The sequence below is a fragment of the Kitasatospora sp. NPDC002551 genome (genome assembly GCF_040296005.1).
Lineage (GTDB): Bacteria > Actinomycetota > Actinomycetes > Streptomycetales > Streptomycetaceae > Kitasatospora.
This window is the reverse complement of record NZ_JBEOWI010000001.1, coordinates 377118-392545: the sequence shown is the minus strand read 5'-3', so window position 1 is coordinate 392545 and position 15428 is coordinate 377118. Positions and strand designations below refer to the sequence as shown.

Below are 15428 nucleotides of genomic sequence, written 5' to 3'. Positions count from 1 at the left end.
GGCCGGGGCCGCCGTAGTGTGCCCGCCCCGCCCACCACCTATCCCGCTGCCTGACCCCCGGCGCTACGAACGTCGAGGGCCGCCCGGCAGCCCATCAACCCACCGCCCATCCCAACAGTCGCCACGGCGGCGCGTTGCCCCGCGCCGCCGGGAGGAACACCTATGCCTGAAACGCCCCTGTCCCTCGCGCGCCTTGCCGGCGCAATCGGCCTCACGGAGCACCAGCTCCTTGCCCTCGTCGCCAACTGCGGCACGGAGGTGCCGGACCCGACGCTCGTCGCCCTCACCGTGGAGGAAGCCGCCCGTCGTCTCGGCGTCGGCCGGACGACCATGTACGCCCTGGTCGCCTCGGGCGAGGTCCCGTCCGTGACGATCGGCCGTCTTCGCCGGGTGCCTGCCGAGGCGCTCAAGGAGTACGTGGCTGCCCGTACGCAGGCTGCCCCTTCGACCGTCGCGCTCGCGGCCTGAGCGGGGGAAACCGAATGGCGAACACCCGCAAGCCCAACGGCGACTCCTCGATCTACCAGGGCAGCGACGGCCGCTGGCACGGCCGCGTCACTGTCGGGGTCAAGGACGACGGCACTCCCGACCGCCGCCACGTCAGCGCCAAGACCCGCCCCGAGGTCACGGCCAAGGTCCGCAAGCTGGAGAAACTGCGCGACAACGGCACCGTGCCCAAGGCTGGCCAGAAGTGGACGGTCGGCAAGTGGCTGACCCACTGGATCACCGAGATCGTGCCGGGCGCCGTCAGCGAGAACACGTACGCCGGATACGAGGTCGCTGTCCGCGTGCACCTCGTCCCGGGCCTTGGCGCGCACCGCCTGGAGAAGTTGGAGCCCGAGCACCTGGAGCGCTTCTACAAGAAGATGCAGGCCGCCGGCAGCGCCGCCGGTACCGCCCACCAGGCCCACCGCACCATCCGAGTCGCCCTCGGCGAGGCCCTGCGGCGCGACCACCTCACCCGCAACGTGGCCACGATCGCCAAGGCCCCGAAGCTCGAAGAGGAGGAGGTCGAGCCCTTCGAGATCGAGGAGGTCCAGGCGCTCATGGACACGGCGCGCAAGCGCCGCAACTCCGCCCGCTGGATCTTCGCGCTCGCCATCGGCCTGCGCCAGGGCGAGGTGCTCGGGCTCCAGTGGAAGGACGTCGACTTCAAGCGCGGTGTCGCATGGGTCAAGCGCGGTCGGCTGCGGCCCAAGTACCAGCACGGCTGTGGCGACCGCTGCGGGCGCAAGCCCGGCTTCTGCCCGAAGAAGGAGCCGATCCGGCGCGAGACCAAGGACACCAAGTCCCGAGCCGGGCGACGCGCGGTGCCGCTGCCCGAGCAACTCGTCGTGATCCTCCGGCAGCACAAGGAGGAGCAGGACCGCGAGCGGGCCCTCGCCCGCGGCCTCTGGACGGACAAGGGCTACGTCTTCACCTCGGAGACCGGCGAGCCGCTCAACCCCAGCACCGACTACCACCACTGGAAGCGGCTCCTGCGCGAGGCCGGCATCCGTGACGGCCGCCTCCATGACGCCCGCCACACCGCCTTGACCGTGCTCCTCCTGCTCGGCGTGCCGGAGCGGATCGTGATGGCGATCATGGGCTGGTCCTCGACCTCGATGGCCCAGCGCTACCAGCACGTCACCGAGCCGATGCTGAACAACGTCGGCAGGAAGATCGGCGCGGCTCTGTGGGGCGACGTCGGATCTGGCCCAGAGGACCCCGACGAGGATGCGGCCTGATCCCCTGGTAGCTCCGATCACCTGACGCCAGAGCCCGGCGGCTATGCCGTCGGGCTCTGGGTGGTCGAGAAGCGCAGCCGGATCGGCTTCTTTGAACATTGGCTTCTCTGAACTATGTGAAGCCGGATCTCATTCGGAGTGCGTGGTCGAAGCTCAGGAGCGAGGCACAGGCAGGGCGGCCGTCGAGGATGCCTTCAACGAGGCGTGTGCACAGCGGGAGGCTATCGACCGAGCGCAACATCCGGGGAAGTGCGGCGACACCGACGAGTGGTGACCGGACGATAAGCGGGCGAGCCCTGACAGGTCTTGGACAGGGCTCGTCTGCTGCAGTTGTTACACCAGCGGTGGCAGCTTCACGCCCAAGTCTGTTGCCAGGTGCTCCAGCTCGGCCAGCGCTCCGCGTAGGTCCGCTGATAGTGCGAGTGTCAGCTCAGGCAGGGACTTGGCCTGTGTGGCGGCGTCGTCACTCGTGTCAAGCAGACCGATGTCGAGGTTGACGTCCTTCGTGTCGACGAGTTCGGTGCCGTCGAAGACCTGGAGGCGTCCTTCGGGCGAGCGCCGGGCGATTGCGGTGCCGCGGTCGCACTCACCGACCCCGAACACACGCTTCTCGAAGTCCTCAAGGTGTCCAGGGAGCAGCGGGTTCTGCTTCAGTGTGAAGCGATTGCCGGTCCGCAGGTCGTATACCCAGAGCTGCTTTGTGTGCGGGGGCTCGTCGTTGCTGCGGCGGGGCGGGGCGGCATCGAAGAACAGGACGTTTGCCTTCACTCCGCCCGCGTAGAAGATGCCGGCGGGCAGGCGCAGCATGGTGTGGAGGTTGTAGCGCTTGAGCAGTTCGCGGCGGATGCTCGCCCCTCGGCCGCCTTCGAAGAGGACGTTGTCCGGGAGGATCACTGCAGCCCGGCCGTTGTCGGTCAGCAGGTTCGCGATGTGCTGGACGAAGTTGAACTGCTTGTTGGTCGTGGTCTCCCAGAAGTCCTCACGGTGGTAGGACATGTCCTCGCGGCTGATCGAGCCGTTGACGTTGGTGATCACGATCGAGGACTTCTTGCCGAAGGGCGGGTTGGCGAGGACCAGCGAAGCCCGCTTGCCAGGGGCTGGCCGCTTAGCGAGCGCGTCCTCCACGTGGATGAGGGGCTTGCCGTCAGGCCTGCCGATCTTGTGGAGAAGGAGGTTCATCGCGGCGAGGCGGGCCGTCGCGGGGACAAGTTCGGTGCCCCAGATGGCGCCTTCATCAAAGCGGGCGGATTCCTCTGTAGACATGTCGCGCCCGTGCTCCTGCACGATGTAGTCGTGCGCGGCGAGCAGGAAGCCGCCGGTCCCGCAGGCCGGGTCCGTGATCGTGTCGTCCGGGGTGGGCCGCATGCACCGCACGATGGACTCGATGAGTACACGGGGCGTGAAGTACTGCCCGGCTCCAGCCTTGGTGTCCTCGGCGCTGCGGGCGATCAGTGCCTCATAGGCATCGCCCTTGATGTCCTTGCTTGCACTGAACCAGTCCTCCTTGTCGATCAGGTCAACAATGAGACGGCGAAGGTTAGCTGGGTTCTGGAGGCGGTTACGAGCCCGATAGAAGATCAGGCCAAGGGTGGTGTTCTGGCCCTCGTCCTGCTTTCCGAGGTCGGTGAGCAGCTGCGTGTATTCCTCCTCCAGCGCGCTGCCTGTGAGGTCCAGCAACTCAGACCAGCCCCGGCCTCGCCACTCCGCGGTGTCGGGCAATACATGGCGCCGCTTGTCTGCGTGGAGGGTTTTGCCGGCCTCCTCCATCTCGGCGGCCATCTTGAGGAACACCAGGAAACTGAGCTGCTCCAGGTACTCGAGGCTTGAGACACCATCGTCGCGGAGTACGTTGCAGTAGTTCCAGAGCCGGTCGACGAGACGGCGAGCTTCCAGCTTCATGCGTTGAACTCCAGGGGGAGAGTGTTCTGTTCGCCCTCGGAAAGGGGTGTGTCGGATGTACGGGTCGGCAATGGCGGCGCCTGCGCGGGAGCGGACGCCTTGGGCCCAACGGGACTCTTATGCCTGCCCTGGGTTGCCCTACGGGCCGCTTTCCGTTCTGCCTCAGCGGCCTCACGCTCGGCACGGATGCGCTTGAGGAGATCCTCAGCGGATTCGTCGTTCGGATCCTGAGGGACGAGGCGGCCAGCAAAGGCTTCAGCGAGGAGGGCGTAGCGGAGGGCGTGGGCGTGTGCGAGGCCGTTCTCGCAGGCTGTCACAAGGTGATCAAAGCGTGCGAGGACCCGCTCTCCCAGTTCAACGATGGCTGCCTGCTTCTCCTCGTTTGGTGGAGGCACTGGGACGGGAAGCAGTTTGACCTTGGAGATGCTGATGGAAGCGAGATTCACGCTCTGCTTGCCATTGGCCTCGAACCAAGAGCGTGCAGCTGAATTTACATACCATCCAAGGAGCTTGGGGTGCGTGAGCGAACCTTGAATCCGTGCGCGGAACAGATGGTTCTGGTGAATGCAGTCCTTGATCTGCTCCTCCCAGATCCATCCTCGTCCGAGTTTGTCTCTGTCACCGCCCTCGGACATCAGAAGGTCACCGTCACGGAGACGGAGCTTATCGAGGGCCTTTGGCGCAACCCGGATTTTGGCTACTTGTGAGAGATCCAGCCGGGCGCGCTGGGCATTCGCCACGCGCAGGTACGGTACCTCGGGCAGGTCCGGGTTGTGCTGGTTCTTGGAGTCCTTTGTGACTCCCCCTACGACATCGGCGATGTCCTGGAGTCGGCCCCATTGCCACCCCGAGGCAAGTGGGGGCAATACGCCGTCCTTGACCGCTATTGAGCCAGCGATAGGCATGTGTTGCGGGTCGGCATCCCAGGCAAGGGCACCTGTTGCCGCGGCGGTCATGACAAAGTCGCGGAGCTTCTCCAGGCGCTGCTGAGCAGCCACAAGGCGTGACTCGAGTTCGTCCAGCCGAGTAAGGCGCGTGCCGAGGGCGTCGATGATGCGGTGCTGCTCGGCAGTGGGTGGAACGGGGAATTCAATGGGCTTCAGCCGAGCGGCCGAGAGGTGTGCGATGTTCGTAGTGATGCGCGCCTCACGCATGAATCGCCCGGAGTGCAAGTGATGACGGAAGACGAGTAGCGCCCACTCGGGCAGGACCCCGTCATCGGCCTGAAACCTCAGAAGGCTATTGGTGAAAGCCACTCCCGGAGGCTCGCCGCGATACAATGCAGGGCGCCCCACGAGGTGTGGGCTCTGGCCTTCATTGAGGAGAATGTCACCTGTTTGAAGCTGATATTTTTCGAAGACCCCAGAGAAGTCCATTTCCATGAGGCTCGTAGTGTCGATACGGTCCTCGAACACGTTGGCTACCCGCAAGTAGGGCCGCATCTCGGGACCCGTATGCCAGTCGGGATGACGCTGGCGCCCCAGCTCCACCTCGCCGACTTCAGCAACGGTGGCCCAAGCCCACCCTTCCGGCAGCTTGGTCTCCTCCAAGCCGCCATCAACGCTAGCCACGCTCACGCACCCAGTTCTCGATCCAACTCGTCAATCAGTTCGTTCGGCGAGCGACGGTCGCCCTCAAACACCTTCCTGAACCTGCTCCAGCCACCCTCATCACGGCACAGCGCATGTTGGTCCAACGCCTCCAGTGACACCGTCGCCGACGTGGAGACCACGCCCATAACGAGGCGCAGCCACTTCTGCTGCTCCTCGGTGAACGTCACCCCCGCCGTCTCCTGGCGCGCAAGCCACTCCTGGAAGCGGACCTCCACGGTATCCCGATACGGCCGGAACTCGTCCCCGTCCAGTCCTAGCTCGAACCGCAACACCGACAGCAGCTCCGGTAGCCCTGCTCCCCGGCGCCGCCCCTCCCGCGCGATCCCGAAATCCACGTACGCCTTCCACAGCTGCTTGTCGGTCCAGCGCTGCTGGGGTGGGCTGACCAGGCTCAGGACCTCTTCGATCCGTTGCCGCACCTCGTTCAGCGGCCGGCGCTCCTCGAAGGCGATTCGAAGGCTGGCGAACCGCTCCCGCTGGTCCTCCATGTACGCCCGCCAATTCAGGATCGTTCGCTCGGCGCGCATGACGTCGGTCACGCCCTCCGCGATGACGCCGCCATCCCGGCTGAGGTGGTCGATCTTGATCCAACTGCGCGACCTCACAGCTTCCAGCAGGGCCTTGCGGAGAGCTTCGCGCTCGACGAATGGACGCAGCGCCTCGTGCAGCACTTCGTCGGTCGAGCTGTCGGCTGGTTCTCCGTGAGTCTCACCATCCCAGAGCGTTGCGCCGCCTTCTGTGGCTACTGCCCGTACCCGTTCTCCCGCTAGCCGATCCGGGTCAGCCGCCAGGACCAGGCCGGTCACCAGCTCGGTGAGCTTTGACCCGCCTGCGCTGCCCTCGATCCGGGCGAGCTGCTCGTCGTCCAGGCGCTGGCCCAGTCGGCTCAGGCGGCCGGCCAAGGTGGCGACATCGTCTATCGACAGGGCCTGCCCGTTCGCGCACGCCTCCAGGAGTCGTTCCAGGCTCGGCACCTCCGGTTGCCCGTCCCGAACCAGGGGTCGTGCGTCAACCATGGCGTGTTCCGTTACGCCCACCGTGTCGACGATGACGAAGCGGTCCTTTCGGAGAGCGTCCTCAGTGACCTTCTGCAGGTCTTCCGGCTTGATACTCCTGGCGCCACGGCCCTTCATCTGCTCGAAGTACGACCAAGTCCTGACGTCCCGCATGAAGACCAGGCACTCCAGGGCGGGGATGTCCGTGCCGGTAGCGATCATGTCCACAGTGACGGCGATGCGGATCTCAGGCTCGTTGCGGAAGTCACGGATGGCCTTGCCCGGCTGGCTCGCGGCGCTGGTGATCTTCTTGCAGAAATCGTCTCCTGCACCCCAAGCTCGATTCACCTCTGTCACGATCGACTCGGCGTGCTGGTCCGTAGCCGCGAAGATCAAAGTCTTCGGAACGCGCTTCCGTTCGTGGATGATCTCGCTGGTCGCCGGATCGATGACCGGCGGGAAGATTTCTGTGAACAACCGGTCCTTGAAGGTCTGGATGATCGTGCGGATCTGGCTCGTGGACTCCACCCGAGCGTTGAGCTCGCTGGGTGTGTACTCGTCATCCTCGTCCTGTTGGCGCCAGTGCTGTTTCCGGGTGACGCGGTCCACGTGAGCAAGAACAGTGTTCAGGTGTTCGACAGTGCCGTCGGGAGCCACCGTCGGGGTCGTGGCCTTGATCACCGACCCTTCGCGGGTGATCTTCGTTGAGATCCGATAGACGTCGTAGTCGACGTTGACCTCGTCGGCGACGGCCTCCTCGTACGTGTACTCGCTCACCAGGTTCTCCTGGAAGAACGCGAACGTTGGCCCGATAGGGGTCGCGGTCAGACCCACAATGTGAGCGTCGAAGTACTCCAGCACGGGGAGCCAGCGCCCGTAGATGGACCGGTGACACTCGTCGATGACGATGAAGTCGAAGTAGTCGGGCGGGAGGTCGGCCGAGTAACGGACCTTGGGAACTGCCGCCTCGAGTCCCGCGGTGCCTCCAGCCTCAAACTTCTCCTCGTCCTTGCCGCCAGGCTCGGGCGCCGTTCCGCCGGAGAGCTTGCACCACAGCCGCTGGATCGTGGTGATCACGATTTTGTCGGAGTCGGCAAGTCCCGACCTGCCCCCTGACAGGTGCTTCAGCGGGAATTCCTCGTGCAGTGGCTTTTTCGAGTCCGTGGGGAGGAACCCGCGGTACTCCATAAACGCCTGGTCGCCCAGATTGTTGCGGTCGACGAGGAACAGCACCCGATGGGCGCCAGCGTGCTTGAGCAGCCGATGACTAGCCTGAACGACGGTGTACGTCTTGCCGGCACCGGTCGCCATCTGGATGAGGGCACGGGGGCTGTCCGCGGCGAAGGACGTCTCCAGGCCCTCGATAGCGCGGCGCTGGGCGTTGTACAGCTGCCGTTGCGGGTCGAGGGGGACGTTGGGCAGCTGCCGAAGGCGAGCTCGCAGGGTCGGCGCCTCGGGAAAGCGCATGGCTTCTCGCTTCCAGCGGGCGACGGTGGTTGGGCGGGCTGGGGCGAAGACGTAACGGCTACGTGCGCCGCCCTGAGGAGCGCCGGGAGCAGGCGTGCCGTCGAGGCGCTGGACATCGAGGGCATTTCGGAAGCGCCACATGTAGCCATTGGTTCCATAGCAGAAAGGCAGGGGGAGCCCCTGCCAAGCGCGCTTTGGGTGATGCTCGGCCACCGGGGCGGCGAGCTGGTCGGCTTCAGCCATCAGCTCGTCCGGGTCAACCGCTCCCGCCACGACGAGGCCACAGAGGTCGCGAGCGACGTAGAGCAGGTACATACGGAGGTGAGGGTCCTGCGGATGGTCGGTGCGGACAGCTGTGGCGTCTGGCTTGAGGTCGCGCTCGTGCGGAGCGCAGACCCGCCACCCAGCTTCACGCAGAGCCCTTTCGGCCCGTTCGCTCGCCTGCAAGTCAGCAGCGGTCACGGCCCCTCCCTGTATTTCGTTACTCCGTGCTTCCGACGCGTCCTGACTCAGCCCGCGAGTCTCACTCATTACATCAGTCGACGTACGCGCGTACGGTGAGTCTCGGGTCGCCCGGCTCCGACCATCCGGATCCAGCCACAGGCTGCGACGCGCGCTGTCAGTGTGCATCCGTAGAGTGGGCGGTAGATTGCGGCAGGCCATGAAGCTATGAGGCCAGAGGGATGAGGAAGGTCAGGAGAGGGATAGTCCGGTGTATGTGACGAGGCTCCGGCTCGATGGCGTTCGTGGGTTCCACGGCGCCCGCGCCTGCGACCTCGACTTCACGCGCCCGGACGGAAGTCTCGCAGGCTGGACGGTGCTCGCGGGGCGTAACGGCTCCGGGAAGACGACCCTGCTTAGGGCGATCGCCTTGGCGCTGGCAGGGCAACGCCGGTCCAGCCAGCTGGACGACGAGATCGAGGATCATCTCTCCTACGGAAGGACTCGTGGTTTCGTCGAGCTGTCGCTCCACACGGACGGGGAGGCCGACCTCGGGGCACCTCCAACAGCTGGGCGGCTGAGAGTCGCAATCTTGTGGGGGCCCGATCGGGATCCGGTCACGCCGGACGATCAGCCACCGACACGGGTGCGTTTCACCCCCCAGGAGGGTGGGAAGCTCGCGCGCCTGCTGTGGTCGCCTTCTCCTCCCGCCGGCTGGTTTTCCGCTGGCTATGGCCCCTTCCGGCGACTGACTGGCACTGGGCTCTACGAACGGAACGCACATAACCCGGACCGCACTGCGGCCCTACGCACCCTTTTCGAGGAGCAATCGGCCCTCATTGAGTCGGTCGACTGGCTTGTATCTCTGCACTTGCGTCAACTGGAAGGCGAAGCCGGGGCTGGGCGGCTGCTCGAATCGGTGCTCGCGCTCCTCAACGACGATCTACTGCCCGGAGATTTCCGTGTCGAGGAGGTCACCTCGCGGGGGCTGTGGCTGCGGCGAGTCGACGGTGAGGGGCCCCTTACCGCGCTCCGGCGCATGAGTGATGGCTTGCGTACGGTCACCGCGTTGGTCCTGGACATCGTGCGGCAGATGCACACCGCCTACGGCGCCCTGGAGCTGTCCCAGGCCGGTAGCCGGCCCTATCTGCCCCACCCGGGTGTTGTCCTCATCGACGAGGTTGATGCCCACCTCCATGTGTCCTGGCAACAGCGCATCGGCGAGTGGCTCAAGGCCCACTTCCCAGCAGTGCAGTTCATCGTCAGCACGCACAGCCCCTACATCTGCCAGGCTGCCGACCCTGGCGGCTTGATCAGACTTCCCGGCCCTGACGAACAAACTCCACCGGAAGTGGTGGACGAGAAGACTTACGGCAGGGTGGTCTTCGGGACGGGGGATGACGCGGTCTTGTCGGAGTTCTTCGGGCTGGAGTCTCCGTTCTCCCGCCGCGCGGAGGAGATGCGGGAGGAACTGGCTGACCTGGAGTATGCAGTCGGGACAGGTAGGGCCGACGCCGCGATGATGCAGCGGTTCAGATCTCTGCGCATGAAGCTAGCAAGCTCTCAGTCCACACGTCTGGACGAGTTCGACATAGGGGCGAGGAGGAGAGGGGAGGACCGTACGTGATCAAACTCGTACGGCCGCGTCTGCCCTCTGAACTGGAATCCGAGCTCCTGAGACTGACACAGGAGCTCGCGGGCACCGCGATAGTCGAACGCACTGAGCACGCGGACCGGATGTGGGAGCGTAAGACCGTGCGCCGTGACGTCTACCGGCCGGTCAAGGACGTACTGGAGGGCATGGCTCCAGGTCTGGATTGCTGCATGTATTGCGGTAACCACCTGGCTGACACAGTCGACCACTTCGTTCCTAAGTCTCGCTGTGCGCTCCGGACGTTTTACTGGCCGAACCTCCTGCTCGCCTGCTCCACCTGCAACTCCCGGTTCAAGAGAGACCAGCACAGGGGCGACGGGCTGGTTGGCTCCCTACTTGTGGATCCGGCACGCGATGACCCCAACGAGCATCTCGACCTCGGCCTGGAGAGCGGCATGTACCGCGCGGTGGAAGGTTCGAGGAAGGGTCAGTGGACGATCGACGTGTGCGGGCTCAACGAGGGAAAGCGTCCACGAGCCAGGGAGCGTGCCTGGCGGAGCCTGGGCGGCGATTTGAAGGAGTGGGCACGTGCTCGGGCCGATGGCCGGCTCGATGACATGCGCTATTGCATCTGGCGCATGCGTGACCAACCCTTCGCCGATGTCTGCTATGCGGCTCTACACAAGGCCGTGTCGGTGAACGCTGACTCGATCTTCATCGATGTGGATCCTCGAATCGTGGCCCTGTTGCGGGACGAGGAGCTGCGCGCGTCCTTGCTGCAGTGAGCCAGCTCACGGCTGCTTGCCTCAGGGAACGTAAGTGCTGGCATCACTCGGGAGCAAGGCGTTCGGTCGTAGGTAATCGGCGACTGAGACCAGAACTGAGACCACGCAACGACGAAGGCCCCGACCGCTGGGCGGCCGGGGCCTTCGTTATGGCTGGTCAGCCATGGCGGAGGATACGAGATTCGAACTCGTGAGGGGTTGCCCCCAACACGCTTTCCAAGCGTGCGCCCTAGGCCTCTAGGCGAATCCTCCGAGGGAGAGCTTAGTACATGTTTCGGGGTGGTCGCGACCACGTATGTCGCAGGTGGGCGGAGGGGGTGGCCTGCGGATGCGGGGGTGGGGGTGGTGGTGGAGGGGTGGGGCCGAGATCCGGTACTGTGGGGGGCAGCCCCTCGTGTGGCGTTATCTCTCTGAACCCCCCCAGGGCCGGAAGGCAGCAAGGGTAGGAGGGCTCTGGCGGGTGCGCGAGGGGTCTTTGCGTTCCCGGGGCAGGGGATCGGGGCTTGGGGTCGAGGGACGACGCGTTTGTCGGTCCGTCCCGATATCGTCGGTGGTGTGTCCCTAGCCCTGTACCGCCGCTACCGCCCCGAGACCTTCGCGGAGGTCATCGGGCAGGAGCACGTGACCGCTCCGCTCCAGCAGGCCCTGCGCAACAACAGGGTCAACCACGCGTACCTGTTCAGCGGCCCGCGCGGCTGCGGCAAGACGACGAGCGCGCGCATCCTGGCCCGCTGTCTGAACTGCGAGCAGGGGCCGACGCCGACGCCGTGCGGCGAGTGCCAGTCCTGCCGGGACCTCGCCACGGGCGGGCCCGGGTCGATCGACGTGATCGAGATCGACGCGGCCTCGCACGGTGGTGTGGACGACGCGCGCGAGCTGCGGGAGCGGGCGTTCTTCGCGCCGGTGCACAGCCGGTACAAGATCTTCATCCTGGACGAGGCGCACATGGTGACCTCGGCCGGCTTCAACGCGCTGCTGAAGGTGGTGGAGGAGCCGCCGGAGCACCTCAAGTTCATCTTCGCGACCACCGAGCCGGAGAAGGTGATCGGGACGATCCGGTCCCGGACGCACCACTACCCGTTCCGGCTGGTGCCGCCCGGAACGCTGCGCGACTACCTGGCGGAGGTCTGCGGCCGGGAGGGGATCCAGGTCGAGGACACGGTGTTCCCGCTGGTGGTGCGGGCCGGTGCCGGCTCGGTGCGTGACTCGATGTCGGTGATGGACCAGCTGCTGGCCGGTGCGGGCGAGGGCGGCGTCACCTACCAGATGGCCACCGCGCTGCTCGGGTACACGGACTCGGCGCTGCTGGACGAGGTGGTGGACGCGTTCGCCGCGCACGACGGGGCGACGGTGTTCCAGGTGATCGACCGGGTGGTCGAGGGCGGGCACGACCCGCGGCGGTTCGTCACGGACCTGCTGGAGCGGCTGCGCGACCTGGTGATCCTCGCCACAGTGCCGGACGCGGGGGAGAAGGGCCTGATCGACGCCCCGGCGGACCGGGTCGCGGTGATGCAGGCGCAGGCGGACGCCTTCGGGGCGGCCGAGCTGAGCCGGGCGGCGGACATCGTCAACACCGGGCTGACGGAGATGCGCGGCAACGCGGCGCCCCGGCTGCAACTGGAGCTGATCTGCGCCCGGGTGATGCTTCCGGGCGCGTACAGCGACGAGCTGTCGCTGCAGGCGCGGCTGGACAAGCTGGAGCGCAGGGCCGCGGCGGGCGGGCTGGCCGGTGGAATGCCCGGTGGGATGGCCGGTGGAATTGCTGGTGGGATGGCGGCGGTCGCTCCGGCAGCGGCTCCGCCGGTGATGCCGGCCGCTCCGGTGGCGCAGGTGGCACCGCAGGTGCAGCAGCAGGTGCCGCAGCCGGCGGCTCCCGTGCACCCGGCGCCCGCGCCCGCGCAGCCGACCGGGCCGGCGCCCGGGGCCTGGCCGATCAAGCGGAGCTTCCCGCCCGCCGGCGAGCCGGTCGAGGCCGCGCCCGCCCCGGCGGCGCCGGTCCCCGTCGCGGCGCCCTCGCCCGTCCCTGCCCCCGCACCCGCCCCCGCGCCCGTTCCGGCCGCGGCGCCCGGCGGGCAGCCGTCGGCGGCGGCGCAGCAGGGCGCGGCGCAGGTGCGGCAGCTGTGGCCCCAGATCCTGGAGGCGGTGAAGAACCGGCGCCGGTTCACCTGGATCCTGCTCAGCCAGAACGGCCAGGTGGCCGGGTTCGACGGCAGCGTGCTCCAGGTCTCGTTCATCAACGCGGGCGCCCGCGACAGCTTCGTCAGCAGCAACAGCGACGACGTGCTGCGCTCCGCGCTGGCCGACGCGCTCGGCGTGGACTGGCGGATCGAGTGCATCGTGGACCCGTCCGGCGGTGCCGGTGCCGGTGCCGGTGGCGGGTCCGGTGGCGGCAGCGCGGGCGGCTACGGCGGTGGCGGTGGCGGGGGCGGCTGGGGTGCCCCACCGGCGCGCCCGGCGGCATCCGCGCCCCCGGTGCAGCCCCCCGCTCCGGCGCCCGCGGCCGTGCCCGCACCGCAGCCGCAGCCGCAGGCGGCGCCGGTCGCACCGGTGCCCCCGCCCGTCCAGGCTCCGCCCCCGGCGGCCCCGGCGCATCCCGTGCGGGCCGTGGCTCCGGAGGACGACATCCCGGAGGAGGACGACCCCGACCTCAACGAGGACGCGTTCTCCGGTCAGGAGCTGATCATCCGCGAGCTGGGCGCCACGGTGCTGGAGGAGATCCGGCACGGTGGGAACTGACCGGCACGTAGGCTCGTCGAGGACGTACCAGAGGACGTAGCAGGCGCAGGACGAACGCAAGGAGTGAGCCGTGTTTCCCGGTGGTGGCCAGCCCAACATGCAGGCGCTGCTCAAGCAGGCGCAGAAGATGCAGCAGGACCTCGCCCAGGCGCAGCAGGAGCTGGCCGAGGCGAAGGTGACCGGTTCGGCGGGCGGCGGCCTCGTCGAGGCGACGGTGACCGGTGCCGGGGAACTGGTGGCGCTGACCATCGCCCCGGCCGCCGTGGACCCGGAGGACACCGAGACGCTGGCGGACCTGGTGCTGGCGGCCGTCCGGGACGCCAACCAGACCGCGCAGAAGATGCAGGCCGAGCGGATGGGCCCGCTGACCCAGGGCCTCGGCGGCGGGATCCCGGGCCTGCCGTTCTGAGAACGGCGGAACGGTCCGGGGGACGCCGGGCCGTGACGGTCCGGAGTTCAACCGATGGACCTGTGTGATTTATGCGGGAGTCGGGCGTCGGGCGGTGTGCCCGGCGTCCGATTCGTTGGATGATGGCACCGGAGCACCCCCGTGCGGGTGCCACCGGTCCAACCCGAGGGAAGGCGCGACGTTGTACGAGGGCGTGGTTCAGGACCTGATCGACGAACTGGGCAGGCTGCCCGGCGTCGGGCCCAAGAGCGCGCAGCGGATCGCCTTCCACGTCCTGCAGGCCGACCCCGTCGACGTCCGCCGGCTGGCGCACGCGCTGCTGGAGGTCAAGGACAAGGTCCGGTTCTGCGCCGTCTGCGGCAACGTCGCGGAGGCCGAGCAGTGCCGGGTCTGTCTCGACCCGCGCCGTGACCTCGCGGTCATCTGCGTCGTCGAGGAGCCCAAGGACGTCGTCGCCATCGAGCGCACCCGGGAGTTCCGCGGCCGCTACCACGTTCTGGGCGGCGCGATCAGCCCGATCGAGGGCGTCGGCCCGGACGACCTGCGGATCCGGGAGCTGCTGGCGCGGCTCGCCGACGGCACGGTCACCGAGCTGATCCTGGCCACCGACCCCAATCTGGAGGGGGAGGCGACCGCCACCTACCTGGCCCGGCTCTGCAAGCCGATGGGCCTGAAGGTGACCCGCCTGGCGAGCGGCCTGCCCGTCGGCGGGGATCTGGAGTACGCGGACGAGGTCACGCTCGGCCGCGCCTTCGAAGGGAGACGACTGCTCGATGTCTGACCGGACGACCAACCAGCAGCCCCACACGCCCCACCAGGCCGGACCGGAGCAGGACCGGCGCACCGCCCAGGACGCCGGGCACGCCCCGCACACCCACGGGCACGGCTCGGAGCCGGACGACTTCGCGGTGCAGATCGCGGACTCGGTGGAGAGCTTCGTGCTCTCGGTGACCGAGGTCGCCAAGGGTGACGAGCCCGGCAGCGCCGTCTCGCTCCTCCTGCTGGAGGTCTCGCAGCTGCTGCTGGCCGGCGGCCGGCTGGGCGCGATCGAGGACGTCGTCCCCGAGGACCGCTTCGAGCCCGACGCCGGACCGGAGCCGGACGGCGAGCAGCTGCGCGAGCGCCTGGCCGAGCTGCTCGCGCCGATCGACGTCTACCACGAGGTCTTCGACCCGTACGGGCCGCCGGAGAAGCCGAACGCCTTCCGGATCTCGGACGACCTGGCCGGGGTGGTGGGCGAGCTGCAGCACGGGCTCACCCACTACCGCGAGGGCCGGGTCAGCGAGGCGCTCTGGTGGTGGCAGTTCTCGTACCTGTCGAACTGGGGCACCACCTGCACGGCCGTCCTGCGGGCGCTGCAGTCGCTGATCGCGCACGTTCGGCTGGACAGCCCGATCGGGGCGGCGCCGGACGGCGCTGACACCGACAACGACGGGCTCACCGACGAGCAGCTGGAGCAGCAGGCCGGCGACCTGATGGCGGCGGAGCTGGGCCTGGGCCGGTAGTCCGGAGCGGCGGCCGGTGCCCCCCTCCGCGATGGTGGGCGGGCGGAGTCCGGACCCCGCGCGGTGGCGGGCGGCGGACTGTGACGGAAGCCTCACCCGCGCGCGCGGAGCGGAAAACCCCGGGGCTGTCATCCGTTCGTCCGCCGATTCTTCGGAACGGCGGGGGTCCGCCAGCAGACCTGCCGGTGGGACCGCCCGCACCCCCGCTCACCTGCTGAAACGTGTGTCTCATCATATGGAAAGCGGAGGTCGTAGGA

The 15428-nt window shown here is 67.6% G+C and carries 11 protein-coding genes, 1 tRNA gene and 1 other RNA gene; 9 read left to right on the top strand and 4 right to left on the bottom strand.

The window, feature by feature from the left end; translation table 11 throughout:
• The first annotated feature begins 162 nt into the window (after positions 1–162).
• Both ABT093_RS01725 and ABT093_RS01720 read left to right on the top strand, forming a co-directional pair.
• Positions 163–468, top strand: coding sequence for a helix-turn-helix domain-containing protein (locus ABT093_RS01725; protein ID WP_230055129.1), 306 nt, complete (start codon positions 163–165; stop codon positions 466–468).
• A gap of 14 nt (positions 469–482) precedes the next feature.
• Complete coding sequence (locus tag ABT093_RS01720) at positions 483–1727, top strand: tyrosine-type recombinase/integrase (RefSeq protein WP_350558773.1); 1245 nt, start codon at positions 483–485, stop codon at positions 1725–1727.
• A gap of 333 nt (positions 1728–2060) precedes the next feature.
• Here the strand turns inward: ABT093_RS01720 and ABT093_RS01715 are convergent, their stop codons facing one another.
• Genes ABT093_RS01715 through ABT093_RS01705 form a run of 3 tightly spaced genes read right to left on the bottom strand, consistent with a single transcriptional unit; the run spans position 2061 to position 8163 of the window.
• Positions 2061–3626, bottom strand: a complete 1566-nt coding sequence (locus ABT093_RS01715) for a class I SAM-dependent DNA methyltransferase (protein ID WP_350558770.1) — start codon at positions 3624–3626, stop codon at positions 2061–2063.
• Positions 3623–5176, bottom strand: a complete 1554-nt coding sequence (locus tag ABT093_RS01710; protein ID WP_350558767.1) for a restriction endonuclease subunit S — start codon at positions 5174–5176, stop codon at positions 3623–3625. The genes ABT093_RS01715 and ABT093_RS01710 overlap by 4 nt, the downstream gene beginning before the upstream one ends.
• A gap of 23 nt (positions 5177–5199) precedes the next feature.
• Positions 5200–8163 carry a DEAD/DEAH box helicase family protein gene (locus tag ABT093_RS01705; RefSeq protein ID WP_350558764.1) on the bottom strand — a complete coding sequence of 988 codons (2964 nt, stop codon included), beginning with the start codon at positions 8161–8163 and terminating at the stop codon, positions 5200–5202.
• A gap of 256 nt (positions 8164–8419) precedes the next feature.
• Here ABT093_RS01705 and ABT093_RS01700 point away from each other — a divergent pair, with 256 nt between their 5' ends.
• Positions 8420–9769 (top strand): AAA family ATPase, encoded by a 1350-nt coding sequence (locus tag ABT093_RS01700; protein ID WP_350558761.1) that lies wholly within the window; start codon positions 8420–8422, stop codon positions 9767–9769.
• On the top strand, positions 9766–10521 hold the full coding sequence (locus tag ABT093_RS01695; protein ID WP_350558758.1) for an HNH endonuclease: 756 nt from the start codon (positions 9766–9768) through the stop codon (positions 10519–10521). Before ABT093_RS01700 ends, ABT093_RS01695 begins: the two co-directional genes overlap by 4 nt.
• Before the next feature lie 164 nt (positions 10522–10685).
• Here the strand turns inward: ABT093_RS01695 and ABT093_RS01690 are convergent.
• A tRNA-Ser gene (locus ABT093_RS01690) sits at positions 10686–10773 on the bottom strand.
• A gap of 131 nt (positions 10774–10904) precedes the next feature.
• On the opposite strand from ABT093_RS01690, the gene ffs reads away from it, so the two are divergent.
• The 5 genes from ffs (at position 10905) to ABT093_RS01665 (ending at position 15171) form a co-directional block, all read left to right on the top strand.
• An RNA gene (gene ffs / locus ABT093_RS01685) (signal recognition particle sRNA small type) lies at positions 10905–11001 on the top strand.
• A gap of 75 nt (positions 11002–11076) precedes the next feature.
• Entirely contained in the window at positions 11077–13257 is a 2181-nt protein-coding gene (locus ABT093_RS01680) for a DNA polymerase III subunit gamma and tau (protein WP_350558755.1), read from the top strand.
• A 70-nt stretch (positions 13258–13327) separates the two neighbouring features.
• Positions 13328–13666 (top strand): YbaB/EbfC family nucleoid-associated protein, encoded by a 339-nt coding sequence (locus ABT093_RS01675; RefSeq protein WP_350558752.1) that lies wholly within the window; start codon positions 13328–13330, stop codon positions 13664–13666.
• 181 nt (positions 13667–13847) lie between these two features.
• On the top strand, positions 13848–14447 hold the full coding sequence (gene recR / locus ABT093_RS01670; protein WP_030392621.1) for a recombination mediator RecR: 600 nt from the start codon (positions 13848–13850) through the stop codon (positions 14445–14447).
• Entirely contained in the window at positions 14440–15171 is a 732-nt protein-coding gene (locus ABT093_RS01665) for a DUF5063 domain-containing protein (protein WP_350558748.1), read from the top strand. Before recR ends, ABT093_RS01665 begins: the two co-directional genes overlap by 8 nt.
• The last annotated feature ends 257 nt before the right edge of the window (positions 15172–15428 follow it).

Bases quoted from the DNA above. Each gene is read 5' to 3' on its own strand.
- ABT093_RS01725 (WP_230055129.1), top strand. From the start codon at position 163: ATGCCTGAAACGCCCCTGTCCCTCGCGCGCCTTGCCGGCGCAATCGGC.
- ABT093_RS01720 (WP_350558773.1), top strand. From the start codon at position 483: ATGGCGAACACCCGCAAGCCCAACGGCGACTCCTCGATCTACCAGGGC.
- ABT093_RS01715 (WP_350558770.1), bottom strand. From the start codon at position 3,626: ATGAAGCTGGAAGCTCGCCGTCTCGTCGACCGGCTCTGGAACTACTGC.
- ABT093_RS01665 (WP_350558748.1), top strand. From the start codon at position 14,440: ATGTCTGACCGGACGACCAACCAGCAGCCCCACACGCCCCACCAGGCC.